This is a genomic window from Streptomyces sp. NPDC127190 (assembly GCF_042672505.1).
In the GTDB taxonomy this organism is placed as follows: Bacteria; Actinomycetota; Actinomycetes; order Streptomycetales; family Streptomycetaceae; genus Streptomyces.
In genome coordinates this window covers 254,197-271,859 of the sequence record NZ_JBHXVE010000005.1, presented here as the reverse complement: position 1 = coordinate 271,859, position 17,663 = coordinate 254,197, and the positions used below count along the sequence as shown (strand labels likewise).

Genomic DNA, 17,663 nt, shown 5'->3' with positions numbered 1-17,663 from the left:
CGGACGCTCACCTGCGGGTCGAGCGGTGCCGGTGGGCCAGCGCCTCGTACGACGCCGCCAGAGCAGGCGCCGCCGTCTCGTACGTACGCTGCGCCACCCCGACGAACAGGCAGTCCACGACCAGCAGTTGACTGGTCCGGGAGGACATCGCGGCCGGCCGCAGCTCGGTCTCCCGGGAGGTGGAGGTGGTCAGCACATGGTCGGCGTACTGGGTGACCGGCGAGTCCGGGCGGCCGGTGATGGCCACCGTCGTCGCGCCGCGCTCGAACGCCACCCGGAGCGGCTCGATGACGTCCCCGGTGGAGCCGGAGTGCGTGATCGCGATCGCCACGTCGCCCGAGCGGAGCTGTACGGCGTTGGTCACCGCCAGATGCGGGTCGCTGTGCGCGTGGGCTATGAGGCCTATGCGCAGCAGCTTCTGGGTGAGGTCCTGGGCGACCAGCCCGGACGCCCCTATGCCGTACACATCGGTGCGCCGGGCGGCGGCCAGCGCGGAGACGGCCGCGCCCAGTTGGGCGGTGTCGAGTCCGGCGGCGGTGTCGGCGAGGGTCTGCTGCTCCTCGTAGGCCAGCTTGGCGACGACGTCGGCGATCGGGTCGTCCACCGCGATGTCGGTGGTGATGGCGGGGGCGCGCCCGGACTGCTGCTGCGCGGCGAGCCCGGCGAGCGCGAGGCGCAGATCGCGGTAGCCGGGATAGCCGAGCAGCCGGGCGGTGCGGACGACGGTGGCCTCGCTGGTCCCGGTGAGTTCGGCGAGGCCGGTGACGGTGAGGGCGGCGCAGCCGGCCGGGTCGTTGGCGACGGCCTCGGCGACGCGCTGCATGGACCGGGTCATGGACGGGGCGAGGGTGCGCACCTTGGCGGCGAGGGAGCCGCCCGGACTTCCGAAACTTTCCTTCACGTCCTTGGTCACAGGTGAAAGCTATTTTCGGTTCGGTGTCGGGGTCAAGAGTGCGCACAATGGGTCGTATGGAGCCCGTCAGCCCCCTCAGCCCCCTGGAACAGGCCCTGCACGCCGCCCGCGCGCTGGTGCTCGCCGATCTCGTCGCGCGGGAGGTCGCCCAGGCGGACGTCGTCTCGCTGGTGGAGGACTCGATCGCGCAGCGGCGCTGGTGGGTCGAGCAGTGGCCGGACGGCGCCGGGTATGTGGCCGGGCTGGTCGCCCAGGACGTGCAGGACGCCCTGCTGGAGCGGTACGGCCGCTGGCCGCTGTGCTCGGTGTGCGGCTCCGGCGACCCGCACGCGCTGGACGTGGAGCCGGAACTGGGCCCCGACCCGCACTGGGTGTGTCACAAGGCGGGCGTGCGGGTCGCGGCGGTGGGCTCGCTCGGGCCGGCCGTCGGCGGGGCGTCCTCGTGAGGCGCCCGTGACGGTCTATGTCGACCCGCCGGCCTGGCCCGGTCACGGCCGTATGTGGTCGCACCTGGTCAGCGATGTGTCGTACGACGAACTGCACCGGTTCGCCGCGACCTTGGGGGTGCCCCGGCGGGCCTTCGAACGCGACCACTACGACATTCCGTCGCACCGGTACGCGGAGGTCGTGGCGGCCGGCGCGGTGGAGGTCAGCAGCCGTGAGGTGGTACGGCTGCTGCACGCGTCCGGACTGCGCCGGCGCAAGGGGCGGCGGCAGCCGTAGCCCTCAGGGGTGGCTCTCAGGGGTGGCTCTCAGGCGTGGCGGATGTAGAGCTGGAGTGCCTCGTCCATGCCGTGCTCCTCGTGGGCGAGCCGCTCCTCCGCCACGGTCGCCCGGGTGAACCCGGCCCGTGACACCACGCGCTGCGAGGGCACGTTGTCCCGCTCGATGGTCGCGAACACCATGTGGACGTCGTCGCGCGCCAGCGCCCACTCGGCGAGCGCCTTGAGGGCCTCGGTCGCGTACCCCTGACCCCGGGCGTCCTCGACCAGGTCGTAGCCGATCTCGACGCGGCCCTCCTCGTCCGGGACGCCGTGGAAGCCCATGCCGCCGATCGCCAGGCCGTCCTCGTGCCGGACGAGGGCGAAGAGGCCGAACTCGGGCCGGTGCACGCCCGCTTCGTACGCCTTGAGCAGGTACGAGGAGGCCTCCCGGGTGCCCTGGTAGGGCTCGCCCCCCAGCCAGGTGAAACCGCCGTCGCCGCCCAGCCGCAGATCGTGGGCGGCGCCCGGGCGGACGCCGGTGAGGGTGACCCGCTCGGTGCGGATGGTGAGGTTGTTGTACCAGTGCCACTCGGTCACCGGCGCCCGGCCGGGCAGCTCGCCGCGCCCGGTGGCCCACAGCAGGGTCGGCCAGGGTGCGGGGCCGGGCTGGACGTGCGGGAAGAGCCAGGCCAGCACGGACTCGGCCAGCTCGGCGGGGGGTTCGTAGGCGATCCCGAGGCCCTGCGCGATGTCGTGGGTGTGCAGCAGGATCTCGGTGACGCCCATCGCGGCGCAGCCGGTGCGGTCGGCGCTGCCGAAGGGATAGGGGTGGAAGGTGCGGGCGGTGGGCGCGGCGGTGCGGACGGTGGTGGCGAGGAGCGTGCCGGTGGACTCGATGACCTTCAGCAGGCCCGCGTTGTCGGCCCCGTCGTCCAGGGCGAGGTGGAAGGGGACGCGGACGTCCTCGACGCCGACCGCCAGTCCGCTCGCGTAGCGCAGGAGGGCGTAGCCGATGTGCTCGGCCGTCTTCCGGCAACTCCACTCCAGGCGCCCGGCGCCGGCCTCCTCCCAGTCCCGGTCCAGTGCCGGTCGCAGGGCCGCCGTGCAGCTCGCCACGGCCTCGGTCAGATGGTCAGCGTCTGTCGGTCGCATGCGCGCAGGGTATGGGCCGGCGGCGGTCAGGTCGACAGCATTTCCAGCTCGGAGGCGAGGTTGTGCCGGGCGGTGGCCTCCCAGTTCCGCCGGCCGTACGGGGTGTGGAACAGGCGTGGCAGCGCGAGAAGTTGGCGCAGGACCGCCGAACGGCCCGTGCGGAAGGCGTCGTTGGGCACGAAGTGGTACTCCTCGCGGACCTCGGCGGTGTAGACGGCGTACGCCGACGGAGGCGCGGCCAGGATGGCGAGATCCGCGTCGCACAGCACCTGGCCGTTGCGGTCGTCCTCGGCGGGGTCGTGGCCGACGGTGAGCCGGACCAGCCGGGCCACCTCGGCGGTCGTCGGCTCCGGCACCCCGGCCTCCGGCAGCGCGCGCTCGGCCAGCCGTGCCGACCGCTCCTCGTTCTCGGACCGGTCGGGGAGGTAGACGGCGTCGTGGAACCAGGCGGCGAGGCGTACGGCGTCCGGGTCGGCCGCGTGCTCCTGGAGGAGGTCGACCCGGTCCAGGACGGCGGTGAGGTGGGTGAGCGTGTGATACCGGCGCTGCGGCTCCTGCCAGCGGGCGAGGAGGTTGTCGGCGTACGGCGCCGGGTCGGGCGCGGGGCCGTCGCTTGCGGGGGTGCCCCCCGGCGTGCGGGCTCCTTCGAGTGCGCGGGCGAAACGCAGACGCAGGGCGTCGAGATCGGCCATGCCCTCATTCTCCCGTGAATCTCCCGGGCCCTCCCTCCGCAGGCGCAGCGGGTGAAGCAGGGAGAGGCGTAGTCTTGGATTGGACTAGACCTGTGCCCGCAGCCGACGAATGGGGTCTCATGAGCAAGCGTGCAGTCCTGGAGGTGATCGCCCTCGGCCCCGAGGACGCGGTCGCCGCCCAGGCCGGAGGCGCGGACCGCCTCGAACTGGTCACGGAGATGGCGGCCGACGGGCTGACCCCGTCGGTGCACACCTTCGCGGCGATCCGGGCGGCCGTCGACATCGACCTGCGCGTGATGCTGCGGCTGGCGGACGGGTTCGCGGCGGGGGACACGCACCGGCTGGTCCGGGTGGCGCGGCAGCTGCGGGACGCGGGCGCCGACCAGTTCGTCCTCGGCTTCCTCGACGCCGAGGGCCGGGTCGACCTGGCCGCCGCGGAAGAGGTGGTGGCCGCGCTGGACGGCTGCCCGTGGACCTTCCACCGGGCCATCGACCGGGCCGCCGACCGGGACGCGCTGCGCAGGCGGCTCGCCGGACTGCCCGGCCTGGACACCTACCTCACGGCGGGCTCCGCCACCGGCGTGGACGACGGTCTGGCCACGCTGGTCGCCGAGGCGGCGCGGAGCGGCCGCCCGGGGTACGAGCAGCGGATCATGGTCGGCGGCGGCCTGCGCCTGGAGCATGTGCCGCGGCTGCGGGCGGCCGGTGTCGACGCCTTCCACATCGGTGGCGCGGCCCGCCCCGAAGGCTGGGCGGGCCCGGTCTCGACGGAGGCGGTGGCCCACTGGCGTTCCCTGCTGGACGAACGCATCACGGCCACCGCCTGACCCCCCGGCCGCCCCAGCACCCCTCCGACGCACGGGCCCCCTCCCGGCCGAACGCCCGCCGAGGCGCCCTGCCTTCCTGGCCGAGCGCCTGTCGCCTGGGCGTACGGCCGTCGGGCCGGGGTGGTCTGCCCGGGCAGCCCCTGCCGTCGGGCCGTACGACTGCCGAGGCGCCCGGCCGAGCCCTTGCCGATGGGCCGTATGACGGCCGAGGCGCCCTGCCTTCCTGGCCGAGCGCCTGCTGCCGGGTCGTACGTCCGCCGAGCCGGGATGGCATGCCCGGCCGAGCCCCTGCCGTCGGGCCGTACGACTGCCGAGGCGCCCGGCCGAGCCCTTGCCGATGGGCCGTATGACGGCCGAGGCGCCCTGCCTTCCCGGCCGAGCGCCTGCTGCCGGGCCGTACGACCGCCGAGCCGGGGCGGCCTGCCCGGCCGAGCCCCTGCCGTCGGGCCGTACGGCCACCGCCTGAGGGCACCCCGCCGCCCCCAAGCGCCGGCCTCCCGGGCGAAGCCCTGCTGCGGGTCGGCGCGGCTCCGCGGGGCGGGTCCGGCGTCAGCCTGCCGTCGCGCCGATGATGATGAGCAGGACGAACAGGGCGAAGCCCGTGAGCGGGAGCAGGCCCACCATGCCCATCGGCCGGCGCAGGACCGGGGCGCCCGGGTCCAGCGGGGCGCGCCAGGCGCCGGCCGGCTCGGGGAGGTTGCGGAGCTTCTTCAGGGTGAAGAGATTGATCAGCAGCGTGATCGGCGTGATCAGCGACGACGCCGGACCCCACCACCCCTGTGCCATGGTGTCCGACTGCATCTTCCGGAATATCGCGGTCCCGCAGGTGCGGCAGAAGACGCCCTGCCGCCGCAGGAAGCGCATCATCACGATGAAGCCCTGGTGGCCACGGATGGTCACCTGCTCGGCGGGCGCCGCCCCGCACACCTCGCATCCGACACCGGGGGCCGGCGGGTAAGGAGCCGCGGCGGCCTGCGGGTTGTGGGCGTAGCCGGCGGCGCCCTGCGGGGTCGGGACGGCGGCCGGGGGCTGGCCGTAGCCACCGGGCGCGTGCGGGTACGGCGCGGCAGGCTGCCCCACGGGGGCCGCGGCCGGCGGCTGGGCGTACCCGGCGGGTGCCTGCTGGTAGGGGCCCGGAGCCGGCTGGTACGGGCCGGGCGCCTGCTGGTACGGGCCGGGGTTCTGCTGGTACGCGGGGTGCGAAGGCGGAGGCGTGCTCAAGGGAGGCCTTTCAGGGGACGAGCGGGACGGCCGACACCCTACTCATCGCCCGCCGCACCGAGTTCCGCAGGCACCGGTGCCGAGTGCGCCACGATCAGGCCCGACACCGCACGGGTCAGCGCCACGTACAGCCGCCGCAGGCCCGTCCGTTCGTCCGGCTCGCCGTCGACCACCGCCTGCGGCTCGTCCAGGACCACGTAGTCGTACTCCAGACCCTTGGCGAGGGATGCCGGGACCAGCGTCAGCCGGGTCTCGCGGGTGGTCTCCGCGCCGGGGTCGAGATAGGCGATCCCCGCCGCCGTCAGCGCCTCGGCCAGCACCGGCACCCGCGCGTCCGCGGCGATCAGCCCGATCGAGCCCTCGTGCCGCAGCAACTCCTCGCACGCGGCGACGACTTCCGCCTCCGTGCCGACCGGACGGATCTCGAAGAAGCCCGGGTTCTCCCGGACGGAGGCGACCGGGGTGAGCCCCGGCGCGATGTGCGGGAGCAGCCGGGAGGCGTAGGTGATGACGTCCGTGGGGACACGGAATCCGGCCGTCAGCTCCTCCACGACCCCCTCCGGCTTGCCGAGATGCCCCAGCGCGTCCGCCCAACTCCGCGTCGCCCAGGGGGTCGTACCCTGCGCCAGGTCGCCCAGCACGGTCGCGCTGCCGGTCGTACAGCGCCGCCCCACGGCCCGGTACTGCATCGGCGACAGATCCTGCGCCTCGTCCAGCACCACATGGCCGAGCGAGTGCGTGCGCTGGATCAGGTCGGCGGCCTCGTCGACCAGCACCGCGTCCGCCGAGGACCACTTGGCCGACTTCACGCTCCGCACCGGCTTCGCCCAGAGGATCGTCTTCTGCTCGTCCTCGTCGAGGATCCCCTCCGCGTGCTCGGCGAGGAACTCCGCGTCGGTCAGCAGCCGCAGCACCAGCTTGGCCGGGTCGACGGCCGGCCAGACCGCCTTGACGGCCGCCTTCACCGCGGCGTTGCGCGCGACCGCGTCCTGCACCCGGTCGTCCGGCGCCTCCCCGGCCCGCTCCATCTGCACCAGCACCGCGTGCGCGATCCGCTGCGGCAGCGCCTCCCGGGCGGCGCCGTACCGGATGTCCCGGTCCAGCAACTCCCGTACCAGCTCCTCGATCTCGTACGCCGGGACCCGCCAGCGCCGCGACCCGCGTACGACCATCACGGGCTCGGTCGGCATGGTCACATGCGCGTACAGCGCCCGGCGCAGCACCTCGGCCATCCGCGCGTCGCCCTTGATCACGGCCGCGGCCGCGTCGTCCGTGCCGCGCACCTCCACATGCGCGACCAGGTCGTCCACGGTGGCCTGCTGGACGGCCAACTCGCCCAGCGCGGGCAGCACTTGCTCGATGTAGTGCAGGAAGGAGCGGTTCGGCCCGATGACCAGGGTGCCGGTGCGGGCGAGCCGCTCCCGGTGGGCGTAGAGCAGATAGGCGACCCGGTGCAGACCGACGGCGGTCTTACCGGTGCCGGGGCCGCCCTGCACACAGACCGTGCCGGACAGACCGGAGCGCACGATCTCGTCCTGCTCCGGCTGGATGGTGGCGACGATGTCCCGCATCGGACCGACACGCGGCCGCTCGATCTCCCGCTGGAGCAGCTTGCTGGTGGCGGCGGTCTCCTCCGGGTCGGAGAGATGCTCGTCCTCGTAGGCGGTCAGATCGCCGCCGGTGTAGCCGAAGCGGCGGCGCAGCCCGACGTCCATGGGGTCCTTCTTGGACGCCCGGTAGAACGGCTGCGAGACCGGCGCACGCCAGTCGATCACCATGGGGTCGCCGTCGGCGTCGTGCACATGCCGCCGCCCGATGTAGAACCGCTCGCCCTCCGCGCCCTCGGCCTGCGCCGCGCCCGGGGCGTGCAGATAGTCGAGCCGCCCGAAGAACAGCGGGGTGTCGCTGAGGTCCGCCAGCGCCTTGATGCGGTCGTCGATCTGGCGGGCGAGCACCTCGGCGTTGACCCAGTTCGCGGTGACGTCGCGGATGTCCAGGGACTCCACGTCCTCGCGCATGGCGCGCAGGGCGGCGCGGGACGCGGCGAGGTGGGCGCGCTCCCGGCCGAGGGGGTCGCTGTGGGCGTCGGAGTGCTGGGCGTCGAGCGGTTCTTGGGCGGGCGCGGACAAGGGAGTGCCTCCGGTGGACCTGCGGGGTGGCTACGACGGTGCCGTCCGGTTTCCGTCCGGGCGGCGGCGCTCCGTGGGGGAGGCGGGCAAGAGCGGAGATTGTAGGGGAGGCGGCGCGGCAGGGGCCAACGAATTTCCGGCCGCGGCCACGGCACGCCGGCCTGCCGGGGAGGTCGGCGTTCTGCCGACCCCTAGGGGACGGAAGGCCCCCGGAGTAGGGGGCCGCCTCCACCCGGAGGTGCACACGGAGCCGTCGGGAACTGGCTCCGCAGACCGATGCGGACTACCCGCCGGAAGTTCCACCATGGAGACATGACCGCAGCAACCATCTCCCCATCCCCTGTCCGGCCCCCGAGCGGCGCCACTGCGGTGGACGGCGCCCCCCGCCACCTGATCGGCAGCGCCCTGCGCGCGATCAAGGTGTTCGCGGAGGCGGCGTTCGGCGTGGTCGTGCTCGGTGAGTACGGCGAGGACGTGGGCATACGCAGAAAGTGAGCCGGCTCTACCCGTCGGCGAGGATCTCGTCCGCGTCCATGATCCGGTAGGCGTACCCCTGCTCGGCCAGGAAGCGCTGGCGGTGGGCGGCGAAGTCCTGGTCGATGGTGTCCCGGGCGACCACCGAGTAGAAGTGCGCCTGGTGACCGTCCGCCTTCGGACGCAGCACCCGGCCGAGCCGCTGGGCCTCCTCCTGCCGGGAGCCGAAGGTGCCGGACACCTGGATGGCGACCGTGGCCTCGGGCAGGTCGATGGAGAAGTTCGCGACCTTGGAGACGACCAGGACGCTGATCTCGCCCTCGCGGAAGGCGTCGAAGAGCTTCTCGCGCTGGGCGTTGGAGGTCTCGCCCTTGATCACCGGCGCGTTCAGATGCTCGCCCAGCTCGTCCAGCTGATCGATGTACTGGCCGATCACCAGGATCTGCTGCCCGGCGAACCGGCGGACGATCGCCTCGGTCACCTTCCGCTTGGTGTCCGTGGTGGCACAGAAGCGGTACTTCTCCTCCGCCTCGGCGGTCGCGTAGGCGAGCCGCTCGGAGTCGGTGAGATTGACCCTGACCTCGACACAGTCGGCGGGCGCGATATAGCCCTGCGCCTCGATCTCCTTCCAGGGGGCGTCGAAGCGCTTGGGCCCGATCAGCGAGAACACGTCCGACTCGCGGCCGTCCTCACGGACCAGGGTGGCCGTCAGCCCCAGCCGCCGCCGGGCCTGGAGATCGGCGGTGAACTTGAACACCGGAGCCGGAAGGAGGTGCACCTCGTCGTAGACGATCAGACCCCAGTCCCGGGAGTCGAACAGCTCCAGGTGCGGATAGACGCCCTTCCGCCGGGTCGTCAGCACCTGGTAGGTGGCGATGGTGACCGGGCGGATCTCCTTCTTCGTGCCGCTGTACTCGCCGATCTCCTCCTCGGTCAGCGAGGTCCGCTTCACCAGCTCGTGCTTCCACTGCCGGGCGGAGACCGTGTTGGTGACGAGGATCAGCGTGGTGGACTTGGCCTGCGCCATGGACCCGGCGCCCACCAGCGTCTTGCCCGCACCGCAGGGGAGCACGACCACGCCGCTGCCGCCGTGCCAGAAGTTCTCCACGGCCTGCTTCTGGTACGGCCGCAGCGTCCAGCCGTCCTCCAGCAGTTCGATCGGGTGCGCCTCACCGTCCACATACCCGGCGAGGTCCTCGGCCGGCCAGCCCAGCTTCAGCAGCGTCTGCTTGATCTGCCCGCGCTCGGAGGGGTGCACGACCACCGTGTCCGGGTCGATCCGCGCCCCGACCAGGGGGGCGATCCGCTTGGACTTCAGCACCTCCTCCAGCACCGGCCGGTCGGTGGTGGTGAGGACGAGTCCGTGCGCCGGGTGCTTGCTGAGGGTGAGCCGGCCGTAGCGGTCCATCGTCTCGGCGATGTCCACGAGCAGCGCGTGCGGTACGGGATAGCGGCTGTACTCCACGAGCGCGTCCACGACCTGCTCGGCGTCGTGCCCGGCGGCCCGCGCGTTCCACAGACCGAGCGGGGTCACCCGGTAGGTGTGGATGTGCTCGGGCGCCCGCTCCAGCTCGGCGAAGGGCGCGATGGCCCGACGGCAGTCGTCGGCCCGCTCGTGGTCGACCTCCAGCAGGAGGGTCTTGTCGGACTGGACGATCAGCGGACCATTCACGCGCGGCACACCCTTTCCACACGGCCATTCGATACGGCCAAACGTCCAGTGTGCCTCACCGGCGGCGGCAGGGCCGTATGTGTGCCACAGGGCTCAGTCCTCCGCCAGTTCCGCCACGCCCGTGATGCGGTGGAGGGGGTAGGTGCGGACCTCGTCGGCGGTGTGGTCGTAGGCCGTGACGAAGCCGCCCTCGACACGGATCGGGGCGATGACCCGCTGGCTGGCGGCGCCCTCGGCGTTGACGTAGCCGATCCACAGGGACTCGCCGGTCAGGACGGCCGCCTGGACGGTGGCCAGGGTCTCGGCGGAGGAGGTGCGGGGCAGCTCGCCGCCCGCGAGGGGGGCGGCGGAGCCGGGCGGCTTGCGCGGGGTGGTCGCGGCCAGGTCGCCGGCCCGGATCGCGCGGATCGCCGCCGCGAGAAGCGTGGGGTCGGGCGGCGGCGGACCCTCCGGCACCGGCTCGGGCGCGGTGCGCGGCGGGGTGCGGTGGGCGTGGGCCCGGGTGATCAGGACGTCGCCCTCGGCGGACTCGGCGGCGGGCGCGTAGCCCATCGCGCGCAGCCCCTCCAGCAGGGACGCCGGGTCGGTCTGGGCGGCCAGCACGGTCGGGGCCAGGCGGCGCAGCCGCAGCGGGGCGGCGCGCTTGTCGGCGAGGATCTCGCCCAGCAGGGTGTCGTCGTCGCAGCGGACGTACGCGGAGGCGGCGCCGACCCGCAGATGGCCGTGCTTACGGGCCACGTCGTCGATCAGATAGGCGAGCGGCTGCGGGACCGGCGTACGGGAGTGCTGGTTGAGGAAGGCGTGCAGATCGGCGGCGGTGCGGCCGGCGTCCAGGGCGCGCCGGACCGAGGCGGGGGTGAACCGGTACACCGTCGCCCCGCCCTTGGACTCCACGTCCGCGAGCACGCCCAGCATGTCGGCGAGCGGGCGCTGGAGGGGCCCGGGGGCCACCGCCGTCAGGTCGGCCTGGAGCAGGACGTGGTCCAGGGGCTCCGGGAGGAGCGGGGCGAGAAGCCGGGCGGCGGCGGCCGTCGCCACGGCCTGCTCAGCTGGGGCGAGCGGCGCGGACCCGGCGACGGGCCGGCGGTGATGGACGGGGAGCTTGTCGCCGGGACCGGAGGGTTCGAGGGAGGGGGAGGGGGAGGGGGAGGGGGAGGGTTCCCCCGTGGGTGCCGGGCTTCCCGCCGGCCCGGCCCCGGGGTGTCCCGCCGGCCCGGCTGCAGTATGCCCCGCCGGTCCGGCTGCCGTATGCCCCGCCGGTCCGGCCTCCGTGTGTCCCGGCGGGCCGCCGAGCAGGGCGCGGCCGTGGGCCGACAGGGCGCCGCGGCCGGTGACGCCGAGGAGTTCCGCCTCGGTGAGGGTCCAGCGGGCGAGCCGGGTACGCAGATCGTCGGCGCCGTCCTGCTGCGGGCCGCGCAGCGGGCGTTCCCAGCTCAGCCGGGCCAGCACCGACTCCTGGTCGGGGGCGGCGCCCTCCGGCAGCGCGGCCAGCAGGGTCAGCACCCGGTGCCGTACCTCGGGGGCGGCGGAGCGGTCGAGGCCGGGGCCGAGCGCGGAGAGCGTACGGTCCTTGGCGTCCCGGCCGCCGACCAGCCCGGAGGTGCGGGTGGCCGTGAGCCAGGCCTCGGCGAGCTGGGCCCAGCGTTCGGCGGGGGGCCGTTCGAGCCACTCGTCGTAGGCGGGGGTGGCCGCGTACCGCTCGTCGGCCTCGCCGTCGGAGGCGACCAGCCCGGCCGTGTAGGCCAGCTCGGCCCAGAAGGCGGCCACCGGTTCGGACACGTCGAGGGCGACGGCGGTCCGCTTCAGGTCCCGCACGCTCAGCCCGCCGGCCCGCAGCACCGCAGGCCCGCCCTCGTCCCAGTCCTTCAGCAGTTCCTCGACGGTGGCGAGCGCGGTGTACGCCTGCCCGGCCGCCGTGGCGTCCACCATCCGGGGACTGTGCGTGGCGGCCGCCTCGACCGCGGGCGGCAGCGGCTCCGGCGCCCGGTGCGCGCGGCCCTCGCGCAGGTGCAGGGCGACCTCGCGGGGCAGGACGACCGTGCCCGGCGTGGTGGGCAGCAGCAGGCCGCGGTCGAGCAGCCAGCGCAGATGGGCGGCCGGTTCCGCGGTGACCTGCCCGTACGGCGGCCCCCACACCAGCCGGGACAGCACCTCGCGGGCGCCCTCCGGTGCGCCGGCGAGCAGCTTGGCCATCTTCTTCCGGTGGCCGAACAGGGCGGACAGCGCACCCACCGCGGACACCGAGTCATGGGTCGAGGGCAGCCCGGCCGCCGCGACGATCTCCTGGATCCGGCCCGGCGACATGCCGGAGGTGGCCTCCTGCACGCTGGGTCCGAGCCCGGTCGGGGAGGGCCGCCCGGGGGCGGGCGCGAGCAGTTCGCGGGCGGTGCGGACGAGCCGGAGCCGGTCGTCGTCGCCCCACACCAGCGCCTGTTCGCGCAGGGTGGCGAGGGCGTGCGGGAGCGCGGCGGCCACGGCGGGGTCACCGCTGTCGCCCGCCATCAGACCGAGCAGGACCGGGTACGGGGCCGGGTCCGGGGCGACGGCCAGCGCCTCCGCGGTCTGGAGGGCGAACCGGTCCAGCCGTTCCAGGGCGCGCAGCACCGAGGCGCGGGTGCCGGCGCGGGTGGCCAGCTGGGTGAGGTCGGTGGGGACGGGCGTGATGAGGTCCGGGCGGCTGCGCAGAAGCACGGCCAGGGAGGCGTCGTCCCTGGCGCGGAGTGCCTCCGCCAGGGACCGAGGGGCGGCGTGGGCCTCGGGGCTCATCCGGTCAACGGTAGCGGACGCCCCGGCCCGTCCGGTGGCCGAGAAGGAGTACGGTCCTCACGGGGTTTCAGTCGGCGTCGCCCCGGAGGGGTAGTCCGTTGGGGATCGAAAGCGACCAGGTCGTCTACGAGTATCTGAGCCGCGTCGGGGACATCGCCCAGCAGCGGCAGTTGCCCTCGTCCACGCGGATGCGGCTCGTGTCCGAGCTGCGGAACGAGATCGACCGGCACCGGGCCAAGGTGACGGTGGACTCCCCGGCGGCCGTCCGCCGCATCCTGGAGCGCCTCGGCAGCCCGGACGAGGTGGTCACGGCGGCGGGCAGCGGGTCCGGTGGGCCGGGCGGGGCGGGCGTGCCGCAGCCGCCGGCCGCCTCGGTGCCCGTCCAGCCGACGCCATGGGAAAGGACATCGGGCGCTTCGGGCGCTTCGGGTGCTTCGGGTGAGGAGCGGCCGAAGGGACTGCGTCGGGTGCCGCGGCCGCGCCGGAAGCCCGCCGAGCCGGCCCCGCCGTCCGCTCCGCGCGATGTGCCGTCCCCGCCGCATCTCGCCGGGGCGCAGGAGCTCGGGGGCAGCGCGGTGCAGCCGGACTGGTGGCGGGTGGCGCCGGGGCCGGCCGGCTTCGCCGAGACCGACTCGGTTCCGGGCTTCGTGGGGGGAGTGGAGATTCCGGAGCTGCTCCGGCGGCCCCCGCAGCGGGAGGAGGAGGCGGACGGGCAGCTCACGGAGGAGGCGGCACCGGAGCCGGAAGCGGCGGTCCGGCGCCGTGGCCTCTTCGGCCGCCGGACCCCGGCCGCGCCCCCCGCCGCGGCGGTCGCGGACGAACCGGCCGCGGCCCCGGCCCGCCGGCGTCTCCTGGCTCCGGCCGGCGGCTGGTCCAACCCCCTTCTGCTGCTGGCCGCCGCCTCGCTGGTGGCCGGGGCCGTGCTCGGCAGCTGGATCGCGCTGCTCCTGGGCTGGCTGATCGCCTACGGCTCCCGGCGGCTGAGCCCGGCGGAGAGCAAGTGGGCGGTGCTGGTGCTGCCCGGTACGGCGGCGGCCGCCGGGATGGTGTGGCTGTGGGGCAGGCAGACGGGTCGCTGGGGTGAGCCGATCGCCCAGGGGCAGATGAGCGACGCGATCGGGCAGACCTGGCCGTGGGTGGTGCGGGGTGCGGCGGTGGCGTCGGCGCTGTATCTGGTCTGGCGCTCCCAGCGGCAGCGGTAGCGGTAGCTGTGCCGGGCACCGGCCCGGCGGAAGCAAGCAGCGTTGGCTGTGCCGGGCACCGGCCCGGCGGAAGCAAGCAGCGTTAGCTGTACCGTGCACCGGCCCGGCCGGATAAACGGTCACCCCGCCCGGCGCGACCCGGCAGAATGATCCCCATGACCCTCACCGTCGGCTTCGATCTCGACATGACCCTCATCGACTCCAGGCCGGGCATCCGCGCCTGCTATCTGGCACTGTCGGAGCGGACGGGGACGTACATCGACGCGGACCTCGTCGTCACCCGGCTGGGACCGCCGCTCGCCGACGAGATGGCCAACTGGTTCCCGGCCGAGCAGGTGGCCGCGATGTCGGATCTGTACCGGGAGATGTACCCGTCGTACGCCATCGCCGCGACCCCCGCCATGGCCGGTGCACGGGAGGCGATCGCCGCGGTGCGGGAGGCCGGCGGGCGGACGATGGTGGTCACGGCGAAGTACGAGCCGAACGCCAAGCTGCACCTGACCCACCTCGCCCTCGAGCCGGACGTGGTCGTGGGCGACCTGTGGGCCGAGCAGAAGGCGGAGGCGCTGCGCGAGTACGGCGCGGACGTGTACGTCGGCGATCACACCGGCGATGTGCGCGGGGCGCGTGCGGCGGGCGCGCTGTCGGTGGCGGTGGCCACCGGCCCCTGCCCGGCCGACGAGCTGCGCGCGGCCGGTGCGGACGTGGTCCTGGAGGACCTGTCCGCCTTCCCGGCATGGCTGTCCGCCCACCGGGCGGCCGCGGCCTAGCACGGCCCGGGCCCGGCACCCGCCGGATACCGGGCCCGCCGCACGGCGGGCTCAGTGGGCGGCCGAGGCGTCCCGTGCCTGGCGGCGGCCCGCGGCGATCGAGCGGAGTACGCCCGCCCCGGCGAGCAGGAATCCGACGGCCATGAGCATGCTCAGGCCGTACATATAGGTCGGAAAAGGCTTCGCGCCGAGGAACAGCGGAACCACCGTGACCAGGGTGGCCAGGGCACCGATGAAGAAGACGACGGCACCGGCGCGGATCAGTCCGTCACCGGGTCCGGCGGAATTCGTTTGGGTTTTGTCACGCACCGGACCAGGGTAGTTCCCTGCGCGAGAGAACAACCGGGGGACGTCTTGTCACCCGCCCGAAGACCATTAGCCTTGGTAGCGGCGGGTCACGGTCGACCCGCTCTAGTGCTATCAAGAGCCGTTTCCGAGCAGTTTTCCCAACGAGTACGAGGACGAGGACAGACGTGCCTACCGGCAAGGTCAAGTGGTTCAACAGCGAGAAGGGCTTCGGCTTTCTCTCCCGCGACGACGGCGGTGACGTCTTCGTCCATTCCTCTGTTCTCCCCGCCGGCGTCGATGCGCTCAAGCCCGGACAGCGGGTGGAGTTCGGTGTCGTCGCCGGTCAGCGCGGCGACCAGGCGCTGTCGGTGATCCTGCTGGACCCGACCCCGTCCGTCGCCGCCGCCCAGCGCAAGAAGCCGGACGAGCTGGCCTCGATCGTGCAGGACCTGACGACCCTCCTCGAGAACATCACCCCGATGCTGGAGAAGGGCCGTTACCCCGAGAAGGCCTCCGGCAAGAAGATCGCCGGCCTGCTGCGCGCGGTCGCCGACCAGCTGGACGTCTGACCAGCTGGACGTCTGACCAGCAGCTAGACCGCCGGGAAGGCGAGCGCATCCGGGCCGAGGGGCGGCAGCAGCCCCTCGGCCGCCGCGCGGGTGAGCAGCCCGCGGACCGCCGCGTAGCCGTCCTCGCCGAGGTCGGCGGTGAACTCGTTGACGTAGAGACCGATGTGCTGGTCGGCGACGGCCGGGTCCATCTCCTGGGCGTGCTCCATGACGTACGGCCGGGAGGCCTCGGGGTCGTCCCAGGCGGCGCGTACCGAGGCGCGGACGGCGTCCGCGAGCCGGCCGAGCGCCTCGGCGCCCAGCGAGCGCTTGGCGATGATCGCGCCCAGCGGGATCGGCAGCCCGGTGGTGTGCTCCCAGTGCTCGCCCATGTCGGCCAGCTTGTGCAGCCCGTAGTCGCGGTAGGTGAACCGGGCCTCGTGGATGACCAGTCCGGCGTCCACCTTCCCGTCCCGCACGGCCGGCATGATCTCGTGGAACGGCATGACCACGATCTCGCCGACCCCGCCGGGCAGGGTGTCCGCCGCCCAGAGGCGGAACAGCAGATAGGCGGTCGACTTCTCGCTCGGCACGGCCACCGTACGGCCCGTCAGGTCCGTGCCCGCCTCCCGGCTGAGCACCAGTGGCCCGCAGCCCCGCCCGAGCGCACCGCCGCACGGCAGCAGCGCGTACTCGTCGAGGACGTACGGCAGGACGGCGTACGACACCTTCAGTACGTCGAACTCGCCGCGCTCGGCCATGCCGTTGGTGAGGTCGATGTCGGCGAAGGTCACGTCCAGCGCGGGGGCGCCGGGGAGGCGGCCGTGGGCGAGGGCGTCGAAGACGAAGGTGTCGTTCGGGCAGGGGGAGTAGGCGATCTGCAAGGACCGCTGCTCAGTGGTCGTCATGCTGGTTCCAACTCTCCAGTGCGGGCGCGAGCTTCCCGAAGGCCTCGGTCAGGGCGGCGAGGGCGTCGCCGATGCGCCAGGCGGCGCGGTCGCGGGGGCCGACCGGGTTGGAGATCGCGCGGATCTCCAGGACGGCCGTGCCGTGCGCGTCGGCGGCCTCGGCGACCCCGAACCCCTCCATGCCCTCGGCGAGCGCCCGGGGGTGCCGGGCGCGCAGCTCGGTGGCGCGGGCGGCGGTGCCGGTGACGGTGGAGACGGTCAGGACGGTGCCGGCCGGGGCGCCGGTGGCCTGGGTGGCGGCGCGGACGAGTGATCTCGGCGGGTGGTGCTGGACGGTCCCGAAGCCCAGTTCGGTGACCGGCAGAAAGCCGTCGGCGGTCTCGGCGCCCAGGTCGGCGACGGTGATCCGGTCGGCGACGACCAGCGACCCGACGGGCGCCTGTGGCAGGAATCCGCCGCCGATCCCGGCCGAGACGACCAGGTCGTACGGGGTGCCGGCGAGCCGGGCCGCGGTGAGGGCGGCGGAGACGGAGACGGCGGCGCGGGCCGGGCCGACGCCGGCGTCGAGCAGGTCCCAGCGCCCGGATCCGAAGGTCGCGCGCAGCAGCCCCGTGCCGGGCAGCCACACCTGCTCGAACGGCGAGTCGGGGGACCCCGGCGACTCCGGCGACTCGGGGGACTCAGGCGACTCCGGCGAGCCCGGTGGGAAAAACGCACGCGCCACCGCGTCCCGTTCGGCCGGGACGGCGGTGGCGACGAGGATCCGGTTCCGTGCGGACGTCGGAATCAGGCCTTCTTCAGCTTGAAGGCCCACACGCCCTTGGCGGGGCTGGTGCCCATCTGGATCAGGACGGTGTTGGTGTCGCCCTCGGTGCCGTACTGGGCGTTGAAGAACGCGCTGCCGGGGATCGTGCGGTAGGTCTTCTTGCTGGTGTCCGTGAACTGACGGCCGTTCACCAGGAGCGTCCAGCCGCTGTCCGCGATCTTCGGGTCGACGCCGAAGCGGACGGTGGAGTCCTGGTCGACCTTGATGGACTTGGCGTCGTTGGAGTTCTTGGCGCACTGCACCAGGGACTTGGTGTCCAGCGCCTTCCCGTCGTTGTAGCAGACCGCCTCGGAGTGGACCGAGTCCTCGCCGACGGTGATCGTCGCGACGGGCGTCGGCTTGTCGCAGGCCGACAGCAGAAGCAGTCCGGCGGAAACGGCGCCGGCGGCGGCGACGGCGCGGCGGCGTCGCACAGCGGATTGCAGCGTGGTCATGGCCGAAGGCTATCGGTCGCCCGGAGCCGCCCGCCCACGTGGGGTGCGGCGTGCCCGGTTCGTTACGCCGGGCGGGGCCGGGCGGCGTAACCGTGGCCGGTTCGTTATGCCGGCCGGAGCCCGACTTGCACCTCGTC

Annotated in this window: 18 protein-coding genes; 7 read left to right on the top strand and 11 right to left on the bottom strand. The window is 73.8% G+C overall.

All coding sequences use genetic code 11. The annotated features are described in order from the left end of the window. Positions 1-7 precede the first annotated feature (7 nt). A complete protein-coding gene (locus ACFVIU_RS11520; protein ID WP_385842095.1) occupies positions 8-913 on the bottom strand; it encodes a MurR/RpiR family transcriptional regulator in 906 nt (301 codons plus the stop codon). 56 nt (positions 914-969) lie between these two features. Here ACFVIU_RS11520 and ACFVIU_RS11515 point away from each other — a divergent pair, with 56 nt between their 5' ends. Together ACFVIU_RS11515 and ACFVIU_RS11510 are read left to right on the top strand one after the other, a co-directional pair. Next, positions 970-1,359, top strand: a complete 390-nt coding sequence (locus ACFVIU_RS11515) for a hypothetical protein (protein WP_385842093.1) — start codon at positions 970-972, stop codon at positions 1,357-1,359. 7 nt (positions 1,360-1,366) lie between these two features. Continuing rightward, positions 1,367-1,636: a DUF4031 domain-containing protein gene (locus ACFVIU_RS11510; RefSeq protein WP_385842092.1), complete on the top strand. Its 270-nt coding sequence runs from the start codon at positions 1,367-1,369 to the stop codon at positions 1,634-1,636. 29 nt (positions 1,637-1,665) lie between these two features. Here the strand turns inward: ACFVIU_RS11510 and ACFVIU_RS11505 are convergent, their stop codons facing one another. Continuing rightward, positions 1,666-2,745 (bottom strand): GNAT family N-acetyltransferase, encoded by a 1,080-nt coding sequence (locus tag ACFVIU_RS11505; RefSeq protein ID WP_385842210.1) that lies wholly within the window; start codon positions 2,743-2,745, stop codon positions 1,666-1,668. Between the two features lie 50 nt (positions 2,746-2,795). Then, positions 2,796-3,461, bottom strand: coding sequence for a hypothetical protein (locus ACFVIU_RS11500; protein WP_385842090.1), 666 nt, complete (start codon positions 3,459-3,461; stop codon positions 2,796-2,798). Between the two features lie 119 nt (positions 3,462-3,580). On the opposite strand from ACFVIU_RS11500, the gene ACFVIU_RS11495 reads away from it, so the two are divergent. Continuing rightward, positions 3,581-4,288, top strand: a complete 708-nt coding sequence (locus tag ACFVIU_RS11495; RefSeq protein WP_385842089.1) for a copper homeostasis protein CutC — start codon at positions 3,581-3,583, stop codon at positions 4,286-4,288. A gap of 549 nt (positions 4,289-4,837) precedes the next feature. Here the strand turns inward: ACFVIU_RS11495 and ACFVIU_RS11490 are convergent. Together ACFVIU_RS11490 and ACFVIU_RS11485 are read right to left on the bottom strand one after the other, a co-directional pair. Continuing rightward, on the bottom strand, positions 4,838-5,509 hold the full coding sequence (locus ACFVIU_RS11490) for a hypothetical protein (protein ID WP_385842088.1): 672 nt from the start codon (positions 5,507-5,509) through the stop codon (positions 4,838-4,840). Positions 5,510-5,547: 38 nt separating this feature from the next. Beyond that, entirely contained in the window at positions 5,548-7,638 is a 2,091-nt protein-coding gene (locus tag ACFVIU_RS11485) for a HelD family protein (RefSeq protein ID WP_385842086.1), read from the bottom strand. Positions 7,639-7,950: 312 nt separating this feature from the next. Here ACFVIU_RS11485 and ACFVIU_RS11480 point away from each other — a divergent pair, with 312 nt between their 5' ends. Next, entirely contained in the window at positions 7,951-8,133 is a 183-nt protein-coding gene (locus tag ACFVIU_RS11480) for a hypothetical protein (RefSeq protein WP_385842085.1), read from the top strand. A gap of 7 nt (positions 8,134-8,140) precedes the next feature. Here ACFVIU_RS11480 and ACFVIU_RS11475 read toward each other — a convergent pair whose 3' ends face one another. Together ACFVIU_RS11475 and ACFVIU_RS11470 are read right to left on the bottom strand one after the other, a co-directional pair. Then, positions 8,141-9,784, bottom strand: a complete 1,644-nt coding sequence (locus ACFVIU_RS11475; protein WP_385842084.1) for a DNA repair helicase XPB — start codon at positions 9,782-9,784, stop codon at positions 8,141-8,143. Between the two features lie 93 nt (positions 9,785-9,877). Continuing rightward, positions 9,878-12,550, bottom strand: a complete 2,673-nt coding sequence (locus ACFVIU_RS11470) for a helicase-associated domain-containing protein (RefSeq protein ID WP_385842082.1) — start codon at positions 12,548-12,550, stop codon at positions 9,878-9,880. 98 nt (positions 12,551-12,648) lie between these two features. On the opposite strand from ACFVIU_RS11470, the gene ACFVIU_RS11465 reads away from it, so the two are divergent. Together ACFVIU_RS11465 and ACFVIU_RS11460 are read left to right on the top strand one after the other, a co-directional pair. Then, a complete protein-coding gene (locus ACFVIU_RS11465; protein ID WP_385842081.1) occupies positions 12,649-13,752 on the top strand; it encodes a hypothetical protein in 1,104 nt (367 codons plus the stop codon). A 155-nt stretch (positions 13,753-13,907) separates the two neighbouring features. After that, complete coding sequence (locus ACFVIU_RS11460) at positions 13,908-14,522, top strand: HAD family hydrolase (RefSeq protein ID WP_385842080.1); 615 nt, start codon at positions 13,908-13,910, stop codon at positions 14,520-14,522. Between the two features lie 51 nt (positions 14,523-14,573). Here the strand turns inward: ACFVIU_RS11460 and ACFVIU_RS11455 are convergent, their stop codons facing one another. After that, positions 14,574-14,831, bottom strand: a complete 258-nt coding sequence (locus ACFVIU_RS11455; protein ID WP_385842078.1) for a hypothetical protein — start codon at positions 14,829-14,831, stop codon at positions 14,574-14,576. Between the two features lie 164 nt (positions 14,832-14,995). Here ACFVIU_RS11455 and ACFVIU_RS11450 point away from each other — a divergent pair, with 164 nt between their 5' ends. Beyond that, the gene (locus ACFVIU_RS11450) at positions 14,996-15,379 is read left to right on the top strand and encodes a cold-shock protein (RefSeq protein WP_385842077.1); all 384 of its coding nucleotides are present in this window, start codon (positions 14,996-14,998) and stop codon (positions 15,377-15,379) included. Between the two features lie 23 nt (positions 15,380-15,402). Here ACFVIU_RS11450 and ACFVIU_RS11445 read toward each other — a convergent pair whose 3' ends face one another. Genes ACFVIU_RS11445 through ACFVIU_RS11435 form a run of 3 tightly spaced genes read right to left on the bottom strand, consistent with a single transcriptional unit; the run spans position 15,403 to position 17,526 of the window. Further along, a complete protein-coding gene (locus ACFVIU_RS11445; protein ID WP_385842075.1) occupies positions 15,403-16,266 on the bottom strand; it encodes a 1,4-dihydroxy-6-naphthoate synthase in 864 nt (287 codons plus the stop codon). Then, positions 16,253-17,080 carry a futalosine hydrolase gene (locus ACFVIU_RS11440; protein WP_385842074.1) on the bottom strand — a complete coding sequence of 276 codons (828 nt, stop codon included), beginning with the start codon at positions 17,078-17,080 and terminating at the stop codon, positions 16,253-16,255. Before ACFVIU_RS11440 ends, ACFVIU_RS11445 begins: the two co-directional genes overlap by 14 nt. Beyond that, a complete protein-coding gene (locus ACFVIU_RS11435) occupies positions 17,053-17,526 on the bottom strand; it encodes a DUF2771 domain-containing protein (RefSeq protein ID WP_385842073.1) in 474 nt (157 codons plus the stop codon). The genes ACFVIU_RS11440 and ACFVIU_RS11435 overlap by 28 nt, the downstream gene beginning before the upstream one ends. Positions 17,527-17,663: the final 137 nt, after the last annotated feature.